Source organism: Leptotrichia sp. HMT-225 (assembly GCF_030644325.1).
GTDB classification, from domain to species: Bacteria; Fusobacteriota; Fusobacteriia; order Fusobacteriales; family Leptotrichiaceae; genus Leptotrichia; species Leptotrichia massiliensis.
The window spans coordinates 1,969,401-1,987,525 of the sequence record NZ_CP130323.1; the positions used below are offsets into that span (position 1 = coordinate 1,969,401).

Consider the following 18,125-nt stretch of genomic DNA (forward strand, 5'->3'; position numbering starts at 1 on the left):
ATCAAATATTTTAAAATAAGAATCATATATTTTTTATCTTTTCATTTAAAAACTCTATTATTATCTTTACAATTTCTGGCTGAAACCAATATTCATCAGAATGTCCTGCCCCAGTTACTACATATCTTATTGATTCTATCCCTTTTTCAATTAATGCCTTGTGAAGTTTTTCTGTATGAATTGGAGGGACTAAAGTGTCTGCGTCTCCGTGCATCAATAGAAATGGTGGGGTTTTGTCGGAAATATATGATATTGGGTTTGTTACTTTTATATCATTTCTTACATCATTTAGCCAAAATTTCACTGATAATAATATTGCCCTGTAACCTTCATCAATATCATCTGGAATTTCAAAATCCACTTCTCCAAAGTCTGTTACTCCATAAATATCAATAACTGCCTTTACATCGCTATTTTCAGATAAATTTTCACCTTTGTCAAAATCTCTTGTTCCATTTGTCGCTCCAGCCATTGCTACAAGATATCCACCAGCAGAATCACCCATTATAGCTATTCTCTCCTTGTCTACCCCATATTCATCAGCATTAGCCTTCAAAAATCTAATTGCTGATTTTACATCTTCCACACTTTGCGGAAATACTCCATCAGGAATAGTTCTATATTCCATGCTTGCAACCACATAACCTGCCTTTGCAATTTCAATTCTTTGCTGTAAATAATTTTCCTTGTAGCTATGTGCAAATGAGCCACCTGTTACGAACAGCACTGTTGGAAATTTCCCTTCCCTACTAGGTTTCAAAATATCCATTTCCAATTTTATATTTTTTCTAAAATAGCTGACTGGCTGTGAATAAGTAACATTCACTATTGATTTTATCTTCTCTTGTGTCAGCTCAATATTTAAAACTTTACTTTTTCCACCATTTCCCATTTCAATCTTCTCCTTTGTTAAAACACATTAATCCAATATCTCAATAGCTCCTCTATCCGCAGAAGACACGTGCATTGCATATTTTTTCAAATACCCTTTTACTTCAATTTTGAATGGCTCCAATTTAGCTTTTCTTGCTTCAATTTCCTCATCCGAAACTTTGATATTAATTGCTCTGTTTGGAATATCAATTTCTACAATATCTCCATCTTGAACTATAGCAATATTTCCACCCGAAGCGGCTTCTGGCGAAACATGTCCAATTGAAGCTCCTCTTGTCGCTCCTGAAAATCTTCCATCTGTAATTAATGCAACATCTTTATCAAGTCCCATTCCAGCAATCATAGCTGTTGGCGATAACATTTCTCTCATTCCAGGCCCACCTTTTGGTCCTTCATATCTAATAATTACAACATCTCCTGCTACGATTTTTCCACCAACAATTGCTTCTACAGCTTCTTCCTCACTATTAAATACTTTTGCTGGTCCTGTATGCTGCAGCATTTCTGGATCTACTGCCCCTTCTTTAACAACGCAGCCATCTGGTGCTAAGTTCCCTTTTAATACTGCAATTCCACCAGTTTTGTAGGCTGGCTTATCCCAAGGCTTGATTACATCATCATCATTTATAAATGCTTCTTTTGCAAGTTCACCTTGAGTACGCAATGCTACAGTTTTTGTATTTTCATGCAATCTTCCATTTTCAAGCATTCTTTTCATAACACCTGTTACTCCGCCTGCTCTGTACAAGTCTTCTATAAAATGTTCTCCAGATGGCGATAATTTACACAATTGTGGAGTTATTTTTGCAATTTCATTAAAATCCTCCAATGTCAATTTTATTCCTGCTTCATGTGCTATCGCTGGTAAATGCAGAGCTGTATTTGATGATCCACCAAGAGCCATATCCATTGCAACAGCATTTTCAAATGCTTCTCTTGTCAAAATATCTTTTGGACGAACATCTGCTTTCAATACTTCCATAATTTGCATCCCAGCTTTTTTAGCAAGCCGTATTCTTTCTGAAAATACCGCTGGTACAGTTCCATTTCCTGGAAGCCCTAGTCCAAGCGCTTCTGTTAGGCAGTTCATTGTATTTGCCGTATACATTCCTGCACAAGATCCGCAAGTCGGACACGCCATTTCTTCAACAGAATTAAGTTCTCTTTTAGTTATTAATCCAGCTTCATATTGTCCAACTGCTTCAAACACATTGCTAAGCCCTATCTTCTTACCTTTATACACTCCCGCAAGCATAGCTCCTCCACTTACAAATATTGAAGGTATATTTAGTCTTGCAGCTGCAATTAACATTCCAGGCACTACCTTATCACAGTTTGGCATAAATACAATCGCATCAAACGGAGTAGCCATTGCAACTGCTTCAATTGAATCTGCGATTATGTTTCTTGTTACCAGTGAAAATTTCATTCCAATATGATTCATTGCAAGCCCGTCACAAATCCCAATTGTATTAAATTCCATTGGAACTCCTCCAGCCATTCTTATACCATCCTTCACAGCCTGAACCAAATTTTTTAAATGTACATGTCCCGGTATAATTTCATTAAATGAGTTAGCTATCCCAATAATTGGACGATCCATTTCCTCACTTGTAAATCCTAGCCCTTTCAAAAGCGATCTGTGTGGAGCTCTAGCCTCTCCTCTTGTTAAATTGTTACTTCTTTCTTTTCCTTTCATTGTCATTGATTTCACTCTCCTAAAAATTTTTATGTTTCACTATTTTTCTTATATATATTTCAACAAATCTAGCTTGAGTCTGTTTTATCAGCCTCAAAACTATTTGATTAAATACCAAAATTCTTTAATTCCAATCTAAAATCTAAGTTTATATACTCAATTTTAATTGGCTTTATCTATATTTTATCACATTTTTTATATTTTTTTTACTTTTTTATATGTGTATAGCAAATTTTTTTAAATTTACTTTTACTTCTAAAAAAATAAAAGACGATTTTTAAATATAAATCGCCTCAAGTTTTTTATTATTAATACTGCATATGATTTTATTAACTATTTTCTAACGAAATTAGTCATTACATCTCTACCATTTACCGACATAACAAAATCATTTTCAGAAATTTTTAAGGCAACATATTTTTGGTTTTGCACAATTACAATTTCTAAAAGTTGAATAATCAGTAATAATGATAAGACTAAAATTAATAATGACATAATTTCCTCCAATTTTTAAATTTTTTGCTTCTTTCTCTTGCTATGAAATTATTATAACAAAAATCAATCATTTTGTAAAATATATGTTATATATATGACTTATATATTTCATTAATCTTTACAATTTCAAATTAAATAAAATTTATTTTGCTTTTTGAATAACATCTAGTGCTTCTTGTAAATATTTCTTCAATTCTGAATCATCTGCTTTTTTAGATATTTCCATTCCTTTTTTAGCCCATTTTTCTGCTGTTTCAGAATCTCCTAACCCAGCATAAAAGTTCGTCAGATTATAATATGCCCATGGATATCCTTTTTGAACAGAGGCTTGATACCATTTTAATGCTTCTTTTTGATTGCCTTCCTCTTCAAACATTACCCCCAATTTATTTTCCGAAAATCCATCTTTCTCAAATTTAGCTACCTTTAAATACCATTCTTTTGCATTTTTATAATCGTCCATTTCATAATATGCTGCTGCAATCCAAAGATAATTATCGGGATTATCCACCAACTTTTGATATTCTTTATAATACTTTATTGATTTTTCATAATCTTTTTTTTCAAAATATAAATACGCTATATTTGAAATTGCTGTAAAGTTACCCTTTTCTATGGCTTTTAAATACCACTTTTCAGCCTCTGAATAATTTTTTTGATTAGTATATAAAACTGCCAACCTATTTAAATAATCTGCATTGTTTGGAAATTCATTTACATATTTTGTAATTAAAGTTTCCAATTTTTTCTTATCATTTTTTCCATAAGCATCATCTATCTGTTTTTCTAATTTTGTTTTTTCTTCTTTTGTCATCGCTGAAAAGCTTTGAACTCCTAATCCTAAATTTGCAATTACTAATAACAAAATCAAGTATTTTTTCATAATGTCCCTTCTTTCTATCTCCTATATTAATAAACTTAGTTATTACTCTCAACTTCTTTAATGATCTCCTGTATATCTTTCATTTGTTTTTGATCTTTTTCTTTTTTCGCTGTTTCAAAAGATTTTTTTAGCCATTTTAATGCTGCATTCTTGTCTCTCTGCTGATAGTACAAAATCCCTAGATTCGCTTGGCCTCCTGAATTTCCTTTATCTGAGGATTCTAAAAACCATTTTCTAGCCTCTTTCTGATTCCCTTCAGCAAGATAAATTTGCCCTAAAATATTTTGTGACATACCTTCTTCATCCTTGATGTAGGATTTTAATAAATATTTTTTTGCTTCTTCTGTATTTCCCAATCTATAATTTAAAGTACCCATTACAAGATCCATTTCATCTATTTTTTCAAAAGTTGTATTATCAATTTCACTAAACCATTCTAATGCTTTCTTATAATCCCTTTGATACATATATAATATTCCAATCACTAGCCTTACATCATATTTTTTACCATTATCTGCTATATAAGGATATTTTTTCTGCAACTCTACTGCCTCATTTAATTCCTTTTCACTTTCGTTCTTTCTATCCATAACATTATAAAACATTCCCAACATAACTTTTAATCTAATATTAGAAGGATTTTTTTGTATCTCTCCTTTTAACATTGACAATGCTTTCTGCTTGTTCCCTTTATCGTATTCTTTTGCTACTTTCCCCATCACTTTTTCAAATTCCTTAGAATTTATTTCTGCAAACACTTGCACTCCAAAAACTAAATTAGCTAGAATCACTATAAAAACTAATATTTTTTTCATTTTCTACCTGCCTTTTTCAATATTTCGTTGTTTTATCTTAGTAAAATTTTCTTTGTTTATTGTATCATAATCATTAAAAAAATCAAAATTTTAGATATAGAAGTATTAAAATTAATAATCTTGAACTTTAATTTTTATAAATTAAAGTAGATTTCTGAAATTTATGATTGAAATATTTGTAAACCTTATTAAATTTAGCTTTTTATTTAAACAAAAAAACTGCCTTTCAATTCTAAAAGACAGTTAAAATATTTGTTTTCTATTTTATATTTAATTATAATCCAAATGAGTAACCTACGCTTAAAGTAAGTGCTCCGTGATTAGTATTAAATTTATTATTTGCTTTATATCCAGGAAGATCCACATCTAATTTTGTTTTCAAACTATTTATATTATATGATAAATCAGTTACAAAATTTTTATACTGTATTCCAGCTCCAATTCCATAATAAATTCCTGAATTATATTTGAATTTAACACTAGAAGGTCCTTCTTTAATTTCTATTTTTCCAGAATTAAATGCAACTCCTAAGTTACCTTTTACATAAGGTGTAACTTCAGAATCATTTTTAAAGTTATATCTTGTTGTAAAATACACAGGTACTGAACTAAGTCCTTTTACACTAACTCCTGGTAAGTTCTTACTGCTTAATTTATTATATTTATAAGCAATTCCACCACCCATTTCAAGATTTTCATTGAATACTGGTGTTCTATATTCACCTGTAATTTCAAATCCTCTCTTTAATGCATCTTTGTTGATTCTCCATGTTGAATTGTCAGTATCCTTAAATGTTGCACGGTTTGTCAAGTCTCCACCTATTCTAACTTCAGCAACACCAGCCATAGCAGTTGCACTTACAACTAATCCCAATAATAACAATAATTTTTTCACAAAAATTACCTCCAATTCTTAGTTTTTATTTTAACAAAATTTTTGTTAATTATTAGCATAGTATCAAATTTTTAATGTTTTGTCAACAACTTATTTTAAAAAATATAACACCTGATGTATAGATGTAAAACATTTGTTACAAAAATATAACACCTGATACATTTACTTCAAAGTCTTAAAAATAAAGCATTGAATATTTATGATAAATACTTTATAAAAATATATCTAAAACTTGTTTTATTAAATAAAAAAAGTTTTATCTTATCATTTCTCTTATTAAAAAATATACAAATAAATTTATATGACACTAAACAAAATAAAAACTAAAAAACTAAATAGTTTAAACAATACATTCTAATCTTATACATCAGGATATTTTCTTACAACTTCAGTAATATTACAAGCTCCCTCAATCACAGGGAACATCACAACAGCTCCAGTACCTTCCCCCAATTTCATATTCATAAAGAGCATTGGCTCTAAATCCAGCTCCTTCATAATATACTTCATTCCAGGCTCTTCGCTCAAGTGGGAAGCAATCATAAAATTCCTGCAGTTTGGACAAATTTTATATGTAACAAGGGCAGAAATCGCTGAAATAAAACCATCTATCACCACAGGCACACGGTTTTTTGCACATCCTAGATAAGTTCCCACCATTCCAGCAATATCAAGTCCCCCAACTTTTGCCAGTACATCTATTATTTTATTTTTTTCAAATTTTTCTTTTTTTCCTGTTCCATTTATATTTTCTTCAAAAAATTTTAACAATCCATTTACTTCAACTGCTCTTTTAACAACATTCTTCTTATGCTCCAAAGTTTTATCATCTATTCCGCTTCCATATCCGACAATCTCATCTAGCGACAAATCTGTCAGAACCTTTAAAATGGCACTACTAGTCGTAGTATTTCCAATCCCCATTTCTCCAGTTGCAAATAAATTGTATCCGTCCCTTGCAAACTCATCAACCATTTCAATTCCAGTTTCTATAGCCTTTACAGCATCTTCATACTCCATTGCGGCTTGTTTAGCAATATTATTAGTACCTGATTCCATAATTTTTCTGCTAATAATTCCTGATAAATCTATTTCTTTTTTAATGTCTGAACTCTCATCAATTCCCAGATCTACCACTTTCACATCAGCATTATACGCCATTGAGAGAGCATTAATTGATGATTTGCCATTTAACATCGCTTCCACTACATACTGCGTTATTACTCTTTTGGATTTGCTGACTTTTTCTCTTTCCACACCGTTATCCGCTGCCATTACAAGCACCATTTTTTTGCGGGGTTTATAATTTTCGCTCATTCCCTCAAGCCTGATTGCCAGTTCTTCCAGTTTTCCCAGTCCTTTTGGAGTTTTTAGCAATGAATTCAGTTCATTTTCCTTTTTTTTCATTTTATTTCTATCTAAAGCCGTTATTTTTTTTATTGTATCAAATAAAATTTCTCCTGTAATTTTACTCTTTATAATTTCCATATATATTCCTCTATTTACAAATTTATTTTAATTTTTCAGCAATTTTTTGAAAAGTTTTTTCCACACCTTTCAATAGCTTTTCCACATCCTCATCATTATGAATATAAGAAACAAAATGTGCCTCATATTTTGAAGGTGGCACAATTACTCCATTTTCAAGCATTGTATCAAAATATATGCTGTAAAATTTATCATCTGTATTCATTGCATCTTCTAAAGTTTTCACTTTTTCCTTTGAGAAAAATATTGTAAATAAGCTTCCGAAGTAGTTCACACTTGCTGGAATATCATATTTTTTTATTAATTCATTAATTTTATTTACCAAATTCTCCGTTTTTTTATTTACATTTTCATAAATTTCAGGATTTTCCTTCAAAATCGAAATTGTTTCTATTCCTGCAGCAACTGAAATTGGATTTCCAGAAAGCGTTCCAGCGTGATAAACATTACCAACTGGCGAAATTAAGTTCATAATTTCTTTTTTTCCACCAAATCCACCAACTGGATAACCACCACCAATAATTTTTCCAAGAACAGTTAAATCAGGTGTAATTCCAAATACTTTTTGAGCACCACCTAATGAAACCCTAAATCCAGAAATTACTTCATCAAAGATTAACACCACATTTTTTTCTTTTGTAATTTCACGTACCTTTTCCAAGTATTCCTTCTCTGTTTCAATAAGCCCCATATTTGCCGGAATTGGCTCAATAATCACACATGCAATATCATTATCATTTTCCAAAGTTTTCTTTAATTTATCAAAATCTCCAAAAGGCAATGTTATCGTATCTTTCACAACTCCCTCAGTAATCCCGTTACTATCCTGATGCTCAAATGTCAAAAGCCCTGATCCAGCCTTAACCAGTAATGAATCTGAATGTCCGTGATAACATCCTTCAAATTTTATAATCTTATTTTTTCCAGTAAATGCACGAGCAACTCTCACACTTGCCATAGCCGCTTCTGTCCCTGAAGTAGTCAATCTTAATTTTTCAATTGATGGAAAATAGCTCTTTACAAGTTCTGCCAGTTCTACTTCCTTTTTCGTAGGAAGTCCAAAAGAAGTCCCCTTTTCAAGCTCTTTCTTTACAACTTCCAAAACTTTTGGATAATTATGTCCCAAAATCATGGGTCCCCAGGAACCTATCATATCTACATACTCATTTCCGTCTTCATCATAAAGTTTACTTCCATTTCCACTTTTAATAAAAATCGGATATTCTTTATCTACCGACTGAAATGCTCTAACTGGACTGTTTACTCCACCTGGTATTGATTTTTTAGCTTTTTCATAAATTTTTTTTGAATTATCTGTTTTCATTAAAATTTCCCTCTTTTCTAAATAATATTTTCTCCATTTTATCATATTTATTTTATTTTGCAAATATTGATTCAAGTTAGTAATTTTAAAAAAATTTACTAATTAAAATAATAAGATGAAATGATAAATTTTTATTCTATATTTTTTAGAAAAAAATTAGCAAAAAAAACAATATTATGATAAAATGAAATATAAGAATTTTTTTTAGGAAAGGATTGATCTTATGTTGATAGATAAAGTGAAAAAAGTCAAGATTACTGATAATCTTACTATTGGTAATGATAAGATTTTTTTGATTGCTGGACCTTGCGTGATTGAATCAGAAGATTTGGTTATGGAAGTGGCTGGGAAAATGAAGGACATCACTAACAAGCTAGGGATTCAATATGTTTTTAAGGCTTCATTTGATAAGGCTAACCGTTCTTCTATTTCCTCGTTTAGAGGTCCAGGACTTACAAAAGGACTTGAAATTTTGGCACGAGTTAAAGAAAAATACGGTGTGGCTCTTGCAACAGATATTCACGAACCTTGGCAATGTAAAGAAGCGGCCAAAATAATTGATCTACTTCAAATACCTGCATTTTTATCACGACAAACCGACTTGCTTATTGCTGCTGCAGAAACTGGAAAAGCTGTGAATATAAAAAAAGGACAATTTTTAGCACCTTGGGATATGAAAAATGTTGTAAGAAAATTTGAAGAAGTTGGAAATGAAAATATAATGCTTTGCGAACGTGGAGCTTCGTTTGGATACAATAATTTAGTCGTAGATATGCGTGGACTTCTGGAAATGAGAAAATTTGGCTATCCTGTTGTATTTGATGCAACACATTCAGTACAAATTCCAGGAGGACAAGGAGAAACTTCAGGTGGAAACCGAGCCTATGTTTATCCACTTGCTAGAGCAGCTGTATCTGTTGGAGTTGACGGAGTTTTTGCAGAAGTACATCCTGAACCTGACAAAGGATTATCTGACGGACCAAATATGTTAAAACTTGACGATGTTGAAGATATTTTAACAAAATTATTACAGTATGATAAATTGACAAAAGAATTATAAAATAAAAATATTTATTTTAATAAATTTTTAGGAGGATTATGATTATGAGTTCAAAATTATTATTAACACCCGGGCCAACTAACATACCCGAAGAATATTTAGAAATTTTGGGAAATGATATTATTCATCACAGAACACCTGAATTTAGAAGAATTATGAAAGAAAACAACGAAAACTTGAAAAAAGTCTTTAAAACAACAAATGATGTAGCTATACTTACTTCATCTGGAACAGGCTCAATGGAAACTGCCATTGTAAATTTCTTTTCAAAAGGAGATAAAGTTTTAGCAATAAATACTGGATATTTTGGAGACAGATTTAGAAAAATTGCTGAAATTTATGGTTTAAATGTAATCAATTTACAATATGAATTTGGGGACAGCTATAATCTAGACGATGTAAAGAAAGTTATTGCTGAAAACTCTGATTTAAAAGGAATTCTAGCAACTCATAGTGAAACTTCAGTTGGAATTTTAAATAATATAAAAGCACTTGGAGATTTAACAAACAATACTGATATTCTATTAGTTGTTGATACAATTAGTGGACTTGTAGTAAATGATTTTGATTTTGACGCTTGGCATATTGATGTAGCAATCGCAGGAAGCCAAAAAGCATTTTTAATACCACCAGGACTTGCTTTTGTTGCTGTAAGTGACAAGGCAAAAAAAGCTATGGAAACGTCTGATTTGCCAAAATACTATTTTGATTTAAAACAATATGAAAAATATTTTGATGCTAACTCAGAAACACCGTATACTCCAGCAATTGCTTTAATTTTAGCATTAAATCAATCGCTAAAAGACTTAGTTAAAAATGGAGTTGAAAGCACAATTAAACAAAAACACGATTTAAGAAAATATGTTGAAGAAAAAGCACAAAAATTAGGATTTGAACTATTAGTAAAAAATGAAGAAAATAGAACAAATACATTAATTTCAGTGTATAGAGAAGGAATTGTTATAAAATCAATTATTGCCGCTCTTGAAGAAAAAGGATACACTGTTACAGGTGGAAAAGGTAAATATGCTGAAAGTCTTATGAGAATTGGAATTTTAGGACAAATTTCAAAAGAGCAAATTGATGACTTCTTTGTAATCTTTGAAGAAGAATTAAAAAAACAATTATAAAATTTACAAAAAATAAATAAAGTAATGGAACTGTCTTAAAGAATTTTATTTATTAATAATAAATAAAAATACAATACTTTAACAGTTCCTGTTGCAAAATATTGAAAAGGAGCTTAAATGAAACCATATTTATTTAAAATTGGAGGTTTTGAACTTAGAATTTATAGTTTAATGTATATTTTAGCCTTTCTTTTTGGAATGTTTATCGCACTTGCTGATGATGTTGCCGAAAAAAGAGGCGTTGATGATAGAAAAATTATTGAAGATTTTGCATTTACAACAATTTTGGCTGGATTGATTGGAGCAAGACTTTATTATGTTATTTTCAAATTTTCAGATTATATAGGAAATCCTTTATCAATTTTTTATATCTGGGAAGGCGGACTTGCCATTCATGGTGGGATTATTGGTGCATTCATAGGTTCATATTTATATGCTAAAAAAAATAAGCGAAGTTTGTGGGTACTCACAGATATGGCTGTTGGACCTTTACTATTTGGACAATTTTTAGGAAGATTTGGAAATCTGGCAAATGGAGAAGTACACGGTGTACCAACATTTACTCCACTTAGTGTAATTTTTTCAGGAACATTTACTAAATGGTGGTCAGAATATCAAGCGATGAGCATTGCTGCAAAAACTCAGTTTAAACAGCTTGTGCCTTGGGGAATAAGTTTTCCATTAGATACGCCTGCTGGTTCAGAATTTCCAAATTTACCATTACATCCAGCTATGCTTTATGAAGCATTTTTAAATTTGATTGGCTTTATAATTCTTTGGTTCTATTTTAGAAAAAAAGAATATAACCCTGGAGTTTTATCAATGATTTATTTAATTATGTATGCAATCATTAGAATGTTTGTAAGTACATTTAGAGCCGAAGATTTGTTACTTTTTGGAATCAGACTTCCATATCTAATAAGTATAGCTATGATTATTGTTGCAATTATTGGAATAAAATATCTTAGTAGTCCAGACAAAAAATTTACACCTATTGAAGTTAAAAAAGAAGAAACAAAATTAGCTGAATAATTTTCTATTTAAGAATTCTTTGTACAAAACTCTTTAAAATTTAAATATACAAAAAAACTGTCAAATTCATTTTATTAGAACGTGACAGTTTTTTATTATTTCTTTTTCTTAGTAGATTTTTCATCTTTATTTTCAGGATGTCTTTTTCCACGATTATCGACTAATGCGTCAACTCCACCTTTTTCATATTTTTTTACCCATGAATAAATTTGTTGATATGAAACGCCAAATTTCTTGATTGTTAAATTATAATCATAATTATTATTTTGACAAAATACTACAGCTTCAACTTTTGCATCAATTGATTTTCTTATATGTTTTTTTACTACTGTATAATTTCCATTTGCATCCATACTTCTTCTATAATCTCTAATCCAGTAATTTAGTACACTTACAGACGCAATATCGTATTTTTTACAGATATCAAACAAAGATCCTTCATTATTTAAATAGCTTTTGATAGCTTTTTCTTTAATTTCACGGCTATAACGTCTATTTTTATCTCCAACCATAATACTTTCTTCGCCGATTTCAACATATTTCTTTTTCCAAGTCATTAATGAAGATTTTGCAATATTGTATTCCTTTGCTAAACTTTTAATGCTTGCTTCTCCTGATAATACCCGTTTTACGAGCTCAATTTTTAGTTCATTAGATATTTTCGATTTTCTTCCCATTAAACTACCCTTTCCAAAATAAAATATATATTTACATTTTTAATACAATAAGTACCTTAATTACCCCGTTTTAAATTTTTTATGAAACTAAATAGTATACAGCAAAAAAATGAAAGACACTTCCTAAAATAACAAAAATGTGCCAAATCATATGATTAAATTTACATATTTTCCACGAATAAAAAATTGTTCCTAGTGAGTATAACACACCACCCAAAATTAAATAAATTAATGAAACTTGATTTATATTCTTTATCAAATCATTCCAAGCAAATATAATCATCCATCCCATTATTAAATATAACATTGTGGAAAACAACTTAAATTTCCCAGTAAAAAATGCTTTAAAAACAATTCCTAAAATACACACTACCCATTGAATCGTCAATATAATTTTGTTCATTGGAGAATCAACGACTAGGTATAAAAAAGGTGTATAAGATGCTGCAATTAAAATATATATTGCAGAATGATCAAAAATTTCAAAAATCATTTTAGCTGTTCCTGGTTTTAACCCGTGATATATTGCAGACATTGTATATAAAACAACTAATCCAAATCCAAATGCCATAAAAGATATAATTGTTCCTATATCTCGATTCCAGCTTGCACGTATCGTAAGTACTATGAAAGCTATTACAGCAAGTCCAGCACCAACAGTATGACTCACAAAATTAGCAATTTCCTCACCTTGTGAAAAACTTTCTGCTTTTTTATGTATTTCTAATAACGTATTAGCGTTTTTATTCTTAGTTTTTTTATTCATATTTTTCCTTTCATATACAAAGATATTTTTTGTGTTTTACCACATCAGTTAATCAATCTTTATGCTTAAATAAACGATTAATAAGATATATATGAATATAAAATCAATTTTAAAATACTAACTTTGTATTATAATAATACCATATAAAATTTAATAGTGCATTTTTTTTTGCTTATAAAATGATTTTTTTTTGCTATCAAGTTATAATTATTTAATTTTCAAATACAAATATATCACCTGTTATATTACATAATTTATTATAACAGGTATTTTGATTATAATCAACCTAAAATAACAATTTATAATTAAAAAATTTTAATTAAAACAAAATAATTACTTGTATATACTAAAAATTTAACTAAAAAAATTAAATATATTACTAAATTTCTAAATTATTATTATATTATTATTTCCAAACAATATTTGACACAAAAATATTTTTATAGTAAAATAATTTTATATCAAAAATATTAAGAGAAAGAAGGACGAAATATGTTAAAATACCTTATTGAGGGCGGGATATTTATGTGGGTAATTTTACTTGCCTCAATATCTGGACTTGCTGTTATTATTGAAAAAATGTATACTTTTTTATCAAAAGAGAAAAAATTGTCAGAAAATGAGAAAAATCAGCTTTATAAAGCACTTAGAACAGGTAACAGAGAAGAAATTTTAAAACTTTGTAAAGATAAGACTGATTCAATTTCTAAAAGTGTAACAAAAATTGTTTCCAATATGGATATTAACTTTGATGAACTTGATAATTCACATAGACAGGTTATAGAGGGTATAATAAGTGAAAGCATTTTAGAGCAGACTACTGAACTCGAAAAAGGGATGAGTTTATTGGGAACAGTTGTAAATGCTGCTCCTCAACTTGGACTTCTGGGAACTGTTACAGGGATGATTGCAGCCTTTTCAGCCCTTACCCGAAATGGTACAAGCACAGCAAAAATAGTGGCTGGCGGAATTTCAGAAGCACTTTACACAACTGCATTTGGATTAATAGTTGCAATACCTGCATTAGTCTTTTATAATTATTTTAACAGACGAATTGATGTTATTGTAGCCGAGATGGAAAGGGCGGCATTGCAGTTTTTGAGCCGAGTAAAAGATTGATTTTTAACCTTTTATTCTAATCTTAGATTTAAAATCCAAACTAATTTTATCTGATTTAGATTAGTTTAACTTCAAACAAATTATAAGTAAAATTTACAAATCAAATTTCTTAGGAGAAAAATATGAAATTTTCTAACAGACGAAAACGTCAAAACGTTGATATATCAATGTTAAACTTAATTGATGTAATTTTTATGTTGCTAATATTTTTTATGCTTGCAACTACATTTAACAATTATTCACAATTTCAGCTGTCAGTTCCAAAAACATCAGCACAGCTTGAAAAAAAGGAAGATACAAAAATAGAAGTAATCGTAAATAAAGACAAAAAATACTTCTTAAAAATAGACGATAAAACTAGGGAACTTTCCCAAAATGAAATAGCTTCCGAATTTTCAAAATTGCCAAAGGAAGCATTAAAAAATATAACTTTAACTGCTGATGAACATTTAGAATATAAGGACATTGTAGATACAATGAGCATTTTAAAAAATATGAACATAGAAAATATAAGTTTAAATATCCAAAATAAAAATTAAAACTATATAAAATTTAGATATTTAAAGAAAACGAATGAAGGTGAAAAATGAAATATTACATAATTTCAGCTGCAATAAACTTGGGAATACTCCTTATTCCAATTGCAACTCCAGTTTTAAAGCAAAAAATTGAAGAAAAAAAACAAAAGCAGACTATTGTTATTGACTTAAAAAACAGCATTTTAGAAGAAAATAAGACAAAAAGCACAGTTGATACGGATAGCAATGAGGAAAGTAACGGAACGGCTGGATTACAAAAGGGAGATACACAAAATAAAAACAATGCAATTTCCGAAACTCAAAACATAGAACCAAGTAAACAGCCTAAAAATCTAAAACAGCCCGAACTTCCACCATCACAACCAATACAGCCAAAACAATCACAGCAACCAGCACCACAACCTCCCAAAGTACCTCAAAACACCATACCAAAAGAACAGCCAAAATCTTCGTCAAGACCAATTACCCCCCCAGTTACCTTCACCCCTAAAAATGCTACACAACCAGTAATTTCACAATCCACAGGAAATTCTGCCAGTACAAAACCAGTACAAAACACCATAACTGCTTCAAACTCCACTATTTCCAATAATTCTGGACATAAAAACACTCCCTCAAATTCAGGAACTTCACATGGAAATAAAAATGGAAATACTGCTAACGAAAACTCTACAAGTAACAAAAACGGAAATGGAACAGGAACAAGCGGAAATTCAACTAGTTCTGGAAATGGAAATGATAAAAAGTCTGGAAATACACGAGGTGGTGGATGTCGACGTGGCGTAGATTTTTCTGTTTCTTACAATAGCCATCTGGAAGTACCAACTGCAAATCAACGGTTAAAACGGAAAGAAACCATTGTTGCTACAATCAGATTTACCCGTGGTGGCTCTGTTTCTATCCAATCCGTTACAGGAGGAAACAGTCAGTCTCAAGCTGCTGCAAGAAGAGCGGCTAGTAATGTACACGTAAGTTTTTTGACAAATAACTGTTCTTCTGGAATAGTTACATTGCAATTTAATATTAATTAAAATTTCTTACAAAAAATAAATAGAAAAAATTTTGAATTTGTGTTACACTTTAAAAGTAAAAAAATTTTAATAAAAAAGAGGAAAAAATATGGAAAAAAGAACTGAAAAATTATCAAGAATTTTAAATGAACTGAATATTGATGGATTGTTTATTACAGACTTGTATAACCTTCGATATTTTACTGGGTTTACTGGGACGACTGGAGTCGCTCTTGCAACAAAAAACGGAAATTTTTTCTTTTCGGATTTTAGATACAAGACACAAGCTACTAAACAAGTTAGTGAAATAGGATTTGAATTTGTGGAAGTCTCACGTGGCTCACTTCAGACAGTTGGAGAATACATAAAGAAATTTGGTCTAAAAAATGTGGGATTTGAAGATGTGAATGTGTCATTTTCTCTTTATCAAACGATAAAAGACATTTTCAAAGTAGAATTAGTGCCAGTTGGAAATAAACTTGTAATGGAAAGAATGGTAAAATCAGAAGAAGAAATTGCACTTATTAAAAAGGCTGTGGAAATCAGTGATGTGGCATTTTCAGAGGCTTTAAAAATTATAAAGGAAGGGGTTTCTGAAAAGGAAGTTTCTTCATATATGGAATATATTCAAAGAAAACTGGGGGCTGAAGATCGTTCATTTGCAACAATTTTAGCCAGCGGATACCGTTCAGCTATGCCACATGGAGTTGCTTCTGATAAAAAAATTCAAAAAGAAGAATTTATTACAATGGATTTTGGGGCATATTATGAAGGATATGTGTCAGATATGACAAGAACTGTTTACTATGGAGACAATATTTCTGATAGACACGTAGAAATTTATAATACTGTTTTAGAAGCACAAATACTAGGTGTAAATACTATAAAAGAAGGAATCATGTCAGATGATGTTGACAAAGTTGTTAGAAATTTTTTAACTGAAAAAGGATATGGCGAGTATTTCGGACACGGACTGGGACACGGAATTGGTGCTGAAATTCATGAATTACCTTACTTATCAAGTGCTTCACATATTGAACTGAAAGAAAATATGGTTGTAACTTCTGAGCCTGGACTTTATTTTGACGGATGGGGTGGAGTTAGAATTGAAGATGATGTTGTAGTGAAAAAAGATGGTAGAGAAATATTGAATAAAAGTAATAAGGAATTAATTATCTTACATTAATTTTCGCAGGATTGCTCATTGCCGCAAATCCTTATCTTGCAATAAATGTTTATCCTAATGATTAAATTTGTGGCAAGATTGCTACGCAATACCTATGGCTAGACTACGACTTTTATTTGCCCAACCTCCTTTCAGTCGTCAGACAATCGCAGTTGAACAAATAAAAGCTCCGCCAATTTATTAAAACTAAAAAATTATATTTTAATTATTTAGAAATGCTAATTTTTTTTTATCTTTCATTGAAAAAATTTGTAACAAATCTATTATTTAAATAGGGTTTTGTGTAAGTAGCAGAAATCAATTAAAACTAATTACAAAAATAAGGAATGTCCCATAAATTGAGACACTCCCTTGTTTTTTTAAAAATACATTTTTTTAAATAATGTTGGACACACTTCTTTCATGCTGTTTGGAAATTGTGTACACCAGTGAAATATTATTTTTGGATATTTTTTATTAATATATCCTATTTTTCTCTTATAAGTATTCAATCTTTTATTATAATCATCGATAAAATCATCTTGAAAAATAGTTCTGTTATTAATTTTGTAACTTTCCTTTTTTAAAATATTGTGTGAGCAGTTTTTTCTAGAAAAGGCATAGGCTGGAATAAAGGCGAATGTTTCATTTTCAAAATAATTTGTCATAAATTTAGCTTCAAAAGATATGTTTATGTATTTTGATAAATTATCCTGATTTTTTATAATCGAATAATATATTTTTTCTCCCTGCGAAATTAACCATAGCCTAAAAAAATCAAAGCTCCAGCTCGCTGTGTCACCGTTCACAAGATACGAGGCACACCACAGCTTTTCATTGTAACTTTCACGCATTAATTCAAATGTAATTATTTCAAAATCAAAAATTTCCTCATCTGTTTTTTTTGACAGAATATCTATTAAATAATCTACAAACTCATTGTTATTTTTAGCTTTTTTATGAGATATGGAAATGTATTTCCAAAACTCTTCACGTTTCATTTTAAGTTTTGTAGCAAAATTTCTTATAGACATCTTTGTCACACCTCTTTTCTTTTCTAACTTTTATATTTCCCCATATTTTATTAATTATTTTTATAAAAATTTATTTTAAAATCCACCTCATAAATTCCGT

At 29.9% G+C, this 18,125-nt stretch carries 18 protein-coding genes; 7 read left to right on the forward strand and 11 right to left on the reverse strand.

Features of this window, described 5'->3' with window-relative positions; translation table 11 throughout:
- Nucleotides 1-22: 22 nt before the first annotated feature.
- From QU666_RS09560 to hemL, 8 genes are all read right to left on the reverse strand, one after another.
- Complete coding sequence (locus QU666_RS09560) at nt 23-892, reverse strand: alpha/beta hydrolase (RefSeq protein ID WP_021769604.1); 870 nt, start codon at nt 890-892, stop codon at nt 23-25.
- Nucleotides 893-919: 27 nt separating this feature from the next.
- A complete protein-coding gene (ilvD, locus tag QU666_RS09565; RefSeq protein WP_021769605.1) occupies nt 920-2,599 on the reverse strand; it encodes a dihydroxy-acid dehydratase in 1,680 nt (559 codons plus the stop codon).
- A 327-nt stretch (nt 2,600-2,926) separates the two neighbouring features.
- Nucleotides 2,927-3,088: a hypothetical protein gene (locus QU666_RS09570; protein ID WP_021769606.1), complete on the reverse strand. Its 162-nt coding sequence runs from the start codon at nt 3,086-3,088 to the stop codon at nt 2,927-2,929.
- A 142-nt stretch (nt 3,089-3,230) separates the two neighbouring features.
- Entirely contained in the window at nt 3,231-3,971 is a 741-nt protein-coding gene (locus tag QU666_RS09575) for a tetratricopeptide repeat protein (RefSeq protein WP_021769607.1), read from the reverse strand.
- A gap of 35 nt (nt 3,972-4,006) precedes the next feature.
- Entirely contained in the window at nt 4,007-4,786 is a 780-nt protein-coding gene (locus QU666_RS09580) for a lipopolysaccharide assembly protein LapB (RefSeq protein WP_021769608.1), read from the reverse strand.
- Nucleotides 4,787-5,060: 274 nt separating this feature from the next.
- Nucleotides 5,061-5,681, reverse strand: a complete 621-nt coding sequence (locus QU666_RS09585) for an outer membrane beta-barrel protein (protein WP_021769609.1) — start codon at nt 5,679-5,681, stop codon at nt 5,061-5,063.
- Nucleotides 5,682-6,041: 360 nt separating this feature from the next.
- Nucleotides 6,042-7,169: a nicotinate-nucleotide--dimethylbenzimidazole phosphoribosyltransferase gene (gene cobT, locus QU666_RS09590; RefSeq protein ID WP_021769610.1), complete on the reverse strand. Its 1,128-nt coding sequence runs from the start codon at nt 7,167-7,169 to the stop codon at nt 6,042-6,044.
- A gap of 22 nt (nt 7,170-7,191) precedes the next feature.
- Complete coding sequence (hemL, locus tag QU666_RS09595) at nt 7,192-8,493, reverse strand: glutamate-1-semialdehyde 2,1-aminomutase (RefSeq protein WP_036071292.1); 1,302 nt, start codon at nt 8,491-8,493, stop codon at nt 7,192-7,194.
- Between the two features lie 223 nt (nt 8,494-8,716).
- Here hemL and kdsA point away from each other — a divergent pair, with 223 nt between their 5' ends.
- From kdsA to lgt, 3 genes are all read left to right on the forward strand, one after another.
- A complete protein-coding gene (kdsA, locus tag QU666_RS09600; RefSeq protein ID WP_021769612.1) occupies nt 8,717-9,553 on the forward strand; it encodes a 3-deoxy-8-phosphooctulonate synthase in 837 nt (278 codons plus the stop codon).
- A 44-nt stretch (nt 9,554-9,597) separates the two neighbouring features.
- On the forward strand, nt 9,598-10,683 hold the full coding sequence (locus QU666_RS09605; RefSeq protein WP_036071295.1) for an alanine--glyoxylate aminotransferase family protein: 1,086 nt from the start codon (nt 9,598-9,600) through the stop codon (nt 10,681-10,683).
- A 117-nt stretch (nt 10,684-10,800) separates the two neighbouring features.
- On the forward strand, nt 10,801-11,715 hold the full coding sequence (gene lgt / locus QU666_RS09610) for a prolipoprotein diacylglyceryl transferase (protein WP_021769614.1): 915 nt from the start codon (nt 10,801-10,803) through the stop codon (nt 11,713-11,715).
- A gap of 95 nt (nt 11,716-11,810) precedes the next feature.
- Here lgt and QU666_RS09615 read toward each other — a convergent pair whose 3' ends face one another.
- Nucleotides 11,811-12,392, reverse strand: coding sequence for a helix-turn-helix domain-containing protein (locus QU666_RS09615; RefSeq protein WP_021769615.1), 582 nt, complete (start codon nt 12,390-12,392; stop codon nt 11,811-11,813).
- Nucleotides 12,393-12,471: 79 nt separating this feature from the next.
- Nucleotides 12,472-13,158 (reverse strand): hemolysin III family protein, encoded by a 687-nt coding sequence (locus QU666_RS09620; protein ID WP_021769616.1) that lies wholly within the window; start codon nt 13,156-13,158, stop codon nt 12,472-12,474.
- Between the two features lie 492 nt (nt 13,159-13,650).
- On the opposite strand from QU666_RS09620, the gene QU666_RS09625 reads away from it, so the two are divergent.
- The 4 genes from QU666_RS09625 (at nt 13,651) to QU666_RS09640 (ending at nt 17,012) form a co-directional block, all read left to right on the forward strand.
- The gene (locus QU666_RS09625) at nt 13,651-14,277 is read left to right on the forward strand and encodes a MotA/TolQ/ExbB proton channel family protein (protein WP_021768500.1); all 627 of its coding nucleotides are present in this window, start codon (nt 13,651-13,653) and stop codon (nt 14,275-14,277) included.
- Nucleotides 14,278-14,399: 122 nt separating this feature from the next.
- Nucleotides 14,400-14,816, forward strand: coding sequence for a biopolymer transporter ExbD (locus QU666_RS09630; RefSeq protein WP_006804489.1), 417 nt, complete (start codon nt 14,400-14,402; stop codon nt 14,814-14,816).
- 47 nt (nt 14,817-14,863) lie between these two features.
- On the forward strand, nt 14,864-15,847 hold the full coding sequence (locus QU666_RS09635) for a hypothetical protein (protein ID WP_021768501.1): 984 nt from the start codon (nt 14,864-14,866) through the stop codon (nt 15,845-15,847).
- 88 nt (nt 15,848-15,935) lie between these two features.
- A complete protein-coding gene (locus QU666_RS09640; protein WP_021768502.1) occupies nt 15,936-17,012 on the forward strand; it encodes a Xaa-Pro peptidase family protein in 1,077 nt (358 codons plus the stop codon).
- A gap of 359 nt (nt 17,013-17,371) precedes the next feature.
- On the opposite strand, the gene QU666_RS09645 is transcribed toward QU666_RS09640, so the two are convergent.
- Nucleotides 17,372-18,025 (reverse strand): DUF4240 domain-containing protein, encoded by a 654-nt coding sequence (locus QU666_RS09645; protein WP_021768503.1) that lies wholly within the window; start codon nt 18,023-18,025, stop codon nt 17,372-17,374.
- Nucleotides 18,026-18,125 lie beyond the last annotated feature (100 nt).

Coding starts and splice junctions, on each gene's coding strand:
- QU666_RS09560 (WP_021769604.1), bottom strand. CDS start 892: ATGGGAAATGGTGGAAAAAGTAAAGTTTTAAATATTGAGCTGACACAA.
- ilvD (WP_021769605.1), bottom strand. CDS start 2,599: ATGACAATGAAAGGAAAAGAAAGAAGTAACAATTTAACAAGAGGAGAG.
- QU666_RS09570 (WP_021769606.1), bottom strand. CDS start 3,088: ATGTCATTATTAATTTTAGTCTTATCATTATTACTGATTATTCAACTT.
- QU666_RS09575 (WP_021769607.1), bottom strand. CDS start 3,971: ATGAAAAAATACTTGATTTTGTTATTAGTAATTGCAAATTTAGGATTA.
- QU666_RS09580 (WP_021769608.1), bottom strand. CDS start 4,786: ATGAAAAAAATATTAGTTTTTATAGTGATTCTAGCTAATTTAGTTTTT.
- cobT (WP_021769610.1), bottom strand. CDS start 7,169: ATGGAAATTATAAAGAGTAAAATTACAGGAGAAATTTTATTTGATACA.
- hemL (WP_036071292.1), bottom strand. CDS start 8,493: ATGAAAACAGATAATTCAAAAAAAATTTATGAAAAAGCTAAAAAATCA.
- kdsA (WP_021769612.1), top strand. CDS start 8,717: ATGTTGATAGATAAAGTGAAAAAAGTCAAGATTACTGATAATCTTACT.
- QU666_RS09605 (WP_036071295.1), top strand. CDS start 9,598: ATGAGTTCAAAATTATTATTAACACCCGGGCCAACTAACATACCCGAA.
- lgt (WP_021769614.1), top strand. CDS start 10,801: ATGAAACCATATTTATTTAAAATTGGAGGTTTTGAACTTAGAATTTAT.
- QU666_RS09615 (WP_021769615.1), bottom strand. CDS start 12,392: ATGGGAAGAAAATCGAAAATATCTAATGAACTAAAAATTGAGCTCGTA.
- QU666_RS09620 (WP_021769616.1), bottom strand. CDS start 13,158: ATGAATAAAAAAACTAAGAATAAAAACGCTAATACGTTATTAGAAATA.
- QU666_RS09625 (WP_021768500.1), top strand. CDS start 13,651: ATGTTAAAATACCTTATTGAGGGCGGGATATTTATGTGGGTAATTTTA.
- QU666_RS09630 (WP_006804489.1), top strand. CDS start 14,400: ATGAAATTTTCTAACAGACGAAAACGTCAAAACGTTGATATATCAATG.
- QU666_RS09635 (WP_021768501.1), top strand. CDS start 14,864: ATGAAATATTACATAATTTCAGCTGCAATAAACTTGGGAATACTCCTT.
- QU666_RS09640 (WP_021768502.1), top strand. CDS start 15,936: ATGGAAAAAAGAACTGAAAAATTATCAAGAATTTTAAATGAACTGAAT.
- QU666_RS09645 (WP_021768503.1), bottom strand. CDS start 18,025: ATGTCTATAAGAAATTTTGCTACAAAACTTAAAATGAAACGTGAAGAG.